Annotated in this window: 6 protein-coding genes; 4 read left to right on the top strand and 2 right to left on the bottom strand. The window is 70.3% G+C overall.

Going from position 1 to position 5,763, the window contains the following annotated elements; translation table 11 throughout:
• Positions 1–1,458 (top strand): serine hydrolase (locus tag ACK5KK_RS02750; RefSeq protein WP_416888562.1); only part of this gene is annotated, 1,458 nt, incomplete at its 5' end.
• On the opposite strand, the gene ACK5KK_RS02755 is transcribed toward ACK5KK_RS02750, so the two are convergent.
• The gene (locus ACK5KK_RS02755) at positions 1,445–2,083 is read right to left on the bottom strand and encodes a winged helix-turn-helix transcriptional regulator (RefSeq protein WP_416888563.1); all 639 of its coding nucleotides are present in this window, start codon (positions 2,081–2,083) and stop codon (positions 1,445–1,447) included. The genes ACK5KK_RS02750 and ACK5KK_RS02755 overlap by 14 nt on opposite strands.
• A gap of 82 nt (positions 2,084–2,165) precedes the next feature.
• Here ACK5KK_RS02755 and ACK5KK_RS02760 point away from each other — a divergent pair, with 82 nt between their 5' ends.
• Complete coding sequence (locus tag ACK5KK_RS02760; protein ID WP_416888564.1) at positions 2,166–2,876, top strand: lysophospholipid acyltransferase family protein; 711 nt, start codon at positions 2,166–2,168, stop codon at positions 2,874–2,876.
• Positions 2,877–2,879: 3 nt separating this feature from the next.
• Here ACK5KK_RS02760 and ACK5KK_RS02765 read toward each other — a convergent pair whose 3' ends face one another.
• Positions 2,880–3,929 carry an LLM class flavin-dependent oxidoreductase gene (locus ACK5KK_RS02765; RefSeq protein WP_416888565.1) on the bottom strand — a complete coding sequence of 350 codons (1,050 nt, stop codon included), beginning with the start codon at positions 3,927–3,929 and terminating at the stop codon, positions 2,880–2,882.
• 119 nt (positions 3,930–4,048) lie between these two features.
• Between ACK5KK_RS02765 and ACK5KK_RS02770 the strand changes: the two genes are divergently transcribed.
• Positions 4,049–4,996: an aldo/keto reductase gene (locus tag ACK5KK_RS02770; RefSeq protein WP_416888566.1), complete on the top strand. Its 948-nt coding sequence runs from the start codon at positions 4,049–4,051 to the stop codon at positions 4,994–4,996.
• Between the two features lie 25 nt (positions 4,997–5,021).
• Positions 5,022–5,763, top strand: a 742-nt coding sequence (locus ACK5KK_RS02775; protein ID WP_416888567.1) for a sulfurtransferase, incomplete at its 3' end; no start/stop codon positions are given.

Raw genomic sequence — 5,763 nt, forward strand, 5'->3', positions numbered from 1 at the left:
GTCGTGTACGTCGCGGGGGGAGCAGGGCTCCTCGGCGGGCCGCTGGCGACGACCGCGGCCGCCGCCCGCGACGCGGGCGTGCTGCTGGTCCGGCCCGGCGAACCGTCCGCGGCATCCGGCACCGTCGCCGCGTTGCGCGAGGTCGGTGCCGCCTCGGTGGTGCTCGTCGGCGGACGCGGGTCGCTGTCGACATCGTATGCGCGTTCGCTCGAGGCCGCCGGGTTCGCGGTGAGCCGCATCAGCGGGGCGGATCGGTACGGCATCACCGAGAACATCGCCCGCACGTTCCCGAGCAGCACGACGCGCGGTGTGTTCACCGCCGCGGACGCCACGATCACGGTGCCCACCGCGGCCTGGCTGTCGGCGGCGACCGGACAGCCGCTGTACTTCGCGATTCCGCAGTGCATTCCCGACTCGACCGCCGCGGTGCTGGCGGCGCGGTCGGACCGGCCGCTCGTGCTCACCGCGGTGTCGGCCCTTAGCGACGACGTCGCCGCCGGCCGCAGTTGCACGACGGTGCGCACCCGCAACGAGGCGCGGCTGCGCACGGCGCTGCAGGAGACGCTGGCCCGCTACCCCGGGTCGTCGTACACGGTCAGCGCGCGGGAGGTCGGCGGCATCCGCGAGATGGTCAGCATCGGCGGGTCGACGCGGCGCGAGCCCGCCAGCATGATCAAGGTGTTCGCGGCGTGGGCGGCGATGAAACGGGTCGAATCGGGCCGCGTGTCGATGAACTGGCGGATGCCGTCGGGCACGACGCTGTACGACTGCCTGAAGGTGATGATCTACATCTCCGACAACTACTGCCACACCGACATCGTGCACTGGATCGGCATTCCCACCCTCAACCGCGAGATCCGCTCCCTGGGACTGAACAACACCTACTACGGGTCGGTGCCCAGCGGCACATCGGTGCTGTACGGGGGCAACCGCACCACCGCGAACGACCTGAGCGCCATGCTCTACAAGCTGAAAGCGCGCACGATCCTCAGCGACCGCTACAGCACACTGCTGCTGCGGTTCATGCGGAATCAGCCGTTCACGTCGCGCATTCCCGAGGGCATTCCGCCCGGCATCATCCAGGCGTCCAAACCGGGGTCGCTGTGGGTGGCGTCCGGGTTGATCCAGAACGACTCCGCCGTCGTCATCGGCTCGAAGAAGACGTTCGTGCTGACCGTGCTGGGGTCGGGCGGGTCGTCGAAGGCCGGCATCCGGGCGATCGCGCGCACCGTCTACTCACACTTCAACGGATCGTTCGGCGCCGCCGCGTCGCATCCCGACCTCCACGTGCGCACGAAAGCGCGTACCGCCATGCTCAACTCTCCGGAGGGGTCGGTCATCGGCTACATCCCCGGGGGGACGGCGCTGGAAGTGGTCGACAGCAAACGGCGGATGTATCAGGTGCGGTACAACGGACGGCTGGTGTGGATCTTCCACCTGCGCGTCACGGGGCTGTGAGCGCCGCCGCCTGCGTGTGGCGGAGGTGGATGAGGCACTCGCCGCGGGCACAGGACGAGCGCGCGTCGTCGATCGACAGCGGGCCCCCGGCCGCGGCGAGGATGCCCTCGATGATGCCGAGGTGCACCTGGCACCGCAGACTGCGCTCCTCGTCGCACACCGGTGCGTGGGCGCAGGGACTCAGATCTATCGTGAGGGCGCGCTCATCGAGCACGGGGGCGAACCCGGCATCCTCGAGATCGTCGATGACGGCATCGAGCTGGTGCAGCGCCTCGGTGCCCAGCGAACGGGGCCGGCTGTCGGGGAGCACGCGGCGCATCAGATCGCCGCGGGCCGCGGATGCCGCGATGCGCCGGCGCAGGATGTCGCTGGAGCCGTCGGCGGGATCGGCCATGCTGTAGAGCATCCGCGGTCGGCCGCGGGTGCGGCGGTGCTCGGGGGCGACCACGATGTAGCCGTCGTCGATCATGCGCTGCAGGTGTTCACGCACCGTGTTCGGATGCAGGCCCGTGGCGGCGACGAGTTCGGCGATGCTGCGATGCGCGCGCTGCTGGATCAGGTGGAGGATCTCCACGCGAGACGAACTTGAGATGGCGCTGTACGCCATCGGTCGGGCGGTGGGCACACCTCTATTCTCGCACATTTCGTTTGTGGTCTGACCATAAAACGGTCTCGGAGGATGAGACCGCTGCGGGTAGGGTGGCGGGATGTCCGAACCGGCCTCCTCGAGCCCTGACCCGGCGCCCCGCCCCGGAGCGATCTACCTCGTCGGCCGGGCGCTGCTGCGGCCGCTTTTTCGCGTGCTGTACCGACCGCGCTACGCCGGGCGCGAGCACGTCCCGTCGACCGGTGCCGTGCTGCTGGCCAGCAATCACCTCTCGGCGCTCGACACCGTCATGATCCCGGTGGCTGCGCCGCGGCCGGTGCAGTTCTTGATCAAGGCGTCGTACTTCACCGGGACCGGCCTGACCGGGCGTGTGCGCCGGTGGTTCTTCACCTCGATCGGCGGGGTGCCGGTCCATCGCGCCGCCGGTCGCGACGCACGCGCCGCGCTGACGGCGGGAAGCGACATTCTGCGCGCGGGGAGCGTCTTCGCCGTCTTCCCCGAGGGCACGCGGTCGCGCGACGGCAAGCTGCACGACGGACACGGGGGCGCAGCGTGGATGGCTCGCGACACCGGTGCCACGGTGGTGCCGGTAGGCCTGGTCGGGACCGGCACCGCGAGGCCGTTCGCGCACCTGCGCCGCGGGCAGCCACGGCTCGAAGTGCGCTTCGGCGCCCCGCTGGACCTATCCGACCTGGACGGGGTCGCCGACGGAAAGGCGCGGCGCGAAATCACCGAGCGGCTGATGTCGGCGATCGCGGCGCTGAGCGGCCAGGAACGTTCCGGCCACGTGAACGCATCGTCGCGGGACTGAACGCTACGCCCGCGACCGGCCGGCGAGCTCGCGGGTCGGGGACCACCCCAGCGCGGGGGCCACGTGGTTCGCGAACGATGCGACGATGCGCAGGTTGAACTCCACGCCCAACTGACTCGGGATGGTCAGCATCAGGGTGTCGGCCGACATGACGGCGGCATCCTGCCGGAGCTGTTCTACGAGCACATCCGGGGCGGCGGCATACGTCTTGCCGAAGGTGGAGCGGATGCCGTCGATCACCCCGATCCCGTCACCTTCTTGGCTGTGCCCGAAGTACAGTTCGTCTTCCGCGGTCGTGATCGGGAACACCGAGCGGCTCACCGACACCCGCGGCGTGCCGGGGTGCCCGGCATCGCGCCACGCCGCGCGGAAGGCGTCGATCTGCTCGGCCTGGAGCACGTCGAGCGGGCGGCCGTCGGCCTGTGTGAGCAGGGTCGAGCTCATCAGGTTGACGCCCTGCCGTCCCGCCCATTCGGCGGAGTCGCGGTTGCCGGCGCCCCACCACACGCGCGAGCGCAGACCGGGGGAGTGCGGCTCGATCCGCTGCATCCCGCTGCCCCCGCCGAACGGGCTCTGCGCGTCGCGTCGGGCCAGTCCCTCGCCGTCGATGGCGCGCAGGAAAAGGTCGAAATGCTCGCGGGCGATGTCCGATCCGCGCGGGTCGTCCGAGCCGGTGTACCCGAACGCCTCGTAGCCGCGCACCACGGTCTCCGGTGAGCCCCGACTGACGCCGAGGGCCAGCCGTCCGCCGGAGATAAGGTCGACAGCGGCTGCTTCCTCGGCGAGGTAGAGGGGGTTCTCGTAGCGCATGTCGATCACGCCGGTGCCCATCTCGATGCGGCGGGTCGTGGCGGCGATCGCCGACAGCAGCGGCATGGGCGAGGCCTGCTGCCGGGCGAAGTGATGCACCCGGAAATAGATGCCGTTCACGCCCAGCTCGTCCATGCCCTGCGCGAGGTCGATCGCCTGGTGCATCGAGTCGGCGGCCGTGAGCTGCCGCCCGCCGCCGAGAGGGCCGTAATGACCGAACGAGAGGGTTCCGAAACGTTCCATGTCGCCTGTTCAACCGTCCTTCACCGAGGTATATTCCGTTGAATGCGTCCGCGCCCCGGTGAACACCCCCCGATGGTAACCCGCGGAATACCGCCGCGCTCGCCGGACTTGTCCTGGGTATGACACGCATCGGCGACTTCGACGTCCTTCCCCTCTGCCTCGGCGGCAACGTGTTCGGTTACACCGCCGACCGCGACGCATCGTTCGCCGTGCTCGACGCGTTCCACGGCGGCGGCGGCACCTTCGTCGACACCGCCGACTCCTACTCCGCCTGGGCCCCCGGCAACAGCGGCGGCGAGAGCGAGACGATCATCGGCCAGTGGCTGGCTTCGCGGCGCCCGGAGAACGCGATCGTTGCCACCAAGGTCAGCCAGCATCCCGACTTCCCCGGCCTGTCGGCGGCCAATGTCCGGGCGGCGGCGGAAGCCTCCCTCGGCCGACTGGGAGTCGACCGCATCGACCTGTACTACGCGCACTTCGACGACCCCGAGACGCCGCTGGCCGAGACCGTGCAGGCCTTCGGCGACCTGGTCAGCGACGGACTCGTGCGTGCCGTCGGGGTCTCCAACTACAGCGCCGACCGCATTCGGGAGTGGATGCGGCTCTCTCGCGAACAGGGGGTCGCCGAGCCGGTGGCGATCCAGCCGCACTACAACCTCGTGCACCGTGCCGATGTCGAGGAGCACATCGCGCCGGTCGCGGCGGAGTTCGCTCTCGCGGTGGTGCCGTACTTCTCGCTGGCCAAGGGGTTCCTCACCGGCAAGTATCGCTCGGCCGACGCCGCCGGGCAGGCGTCGCCGCGCGCTGCCGCTGCCGTGTCGTACGCCACCCCGAAGGGGCTGGCACTGATCGACGCCATGACGCAGATCGCGGACGCGCACGGGACCTCCGTTGCGGCGATCGCGCTGGCCTGGCTTCGTATTCAGCCGACCGTCGCCGCGCCGATCGCCTCCGCATCGCGCGTCGACCAGGTAGTGGGACTGCTCGACGGGGCGCGCGTGGACCTCGCCGGCGACGAGATCGCCGCGCTGAGCGAGCTCTCCGCCGGTGGGGTCGGGTCGGCGTAGCGGTGCCTGCGTAGGCTGGGATGCCGTGGCATCCGTCCTGAACATCTCCGCCTACCGGTTCACCGGGATCGATGACCCCGTGGCGTTGCGTGACGTGTTGCGGACTCGCGCCGTCGCGGCGGAGCTGAAGGGCACGATCCTGCTCGCGCGGGAGGGCATCAACCTCTTCCTGGCCGGGGGCGCCGACGCCGTGCGCGGTTTCGTCGCCGAGCTGCGCACCGACCCGCGGTTCGCCGACCTGACGACCACGGAGAGCTGGTCGGACCAGCAGCCGTTTCGCCGGATGCTCCTCAAGGTCAAACGCGAGATCATCCGCATGGACCGCCCGCTCACCCCGGACACCGGCCGCGCGCCCGCGGTCACCCCGGCCACGTTGCGCCGGTGGCTCGACCAGGGCCACGACGACGCCGGCCGCGAGGTCGTGCTCCTCGACACCCGAAACGCGTTCGAGGTCGACTACGGCACCTTCGCGGATGCCGTGGACTGGCGCATCGATCGATTCACGCAGTTTCCGGGAGCAGCGGCCGCGCACCGCGACGAGCTGGCCGGCAAGACCGTCGTGAGCTTCTGCACCGGCGGCATCCGCTGCGAGAAGGCGGCGCTCGTACTGCGCGACGAAGGCATCGACGCCTACCAGCTCGACGACGGCATTCTCGGCTGGTTCGCCGAGCAGGGCGGCGCGCACTGGCGCGGCGACTGCTTCGTCTTCGACGAACGCGAGGCGCTGACGCCCGGCCTGGAGGTCACGGTCGCGTCGTCGCCTCGGT

Origin of the sequence: Microbacterium sp. (assembly GCF_047972865.1) — a bacterium.
Lineage (GTDB): Bacteria > Actinomycetota > Actinomycetes > Actinomycetales > Microbacteriaceae > Microbacterium.

What these genes read in the sequence shown, in the direction of transcription:
- ACK5KK_RS02760 (WP_416888564.1), top strand. Translation starts at nt 2,166, where the DNA reads ATGTCCGAACCGGCCTCCTCGAGCCCTGACCCGGCGCCCCGCCCCGGA.
- ACK5KK_RS02765 (WP_416888565.1), bottom strand. Translation starts at nt 3,929, where the DNA reads ATGGAACGTTTCGGAACCCTCTCGTTCGGTCATTACGGCCCTCTCGGC.
- ACK5KK_RS02770 (WP_416888566.1), top strand. Translation starts at nt 4,049, where the DNA reads ATGACACGCATCGGCGACTTCGACGTCCTTCCCCTCTGCCTCGGCGGC.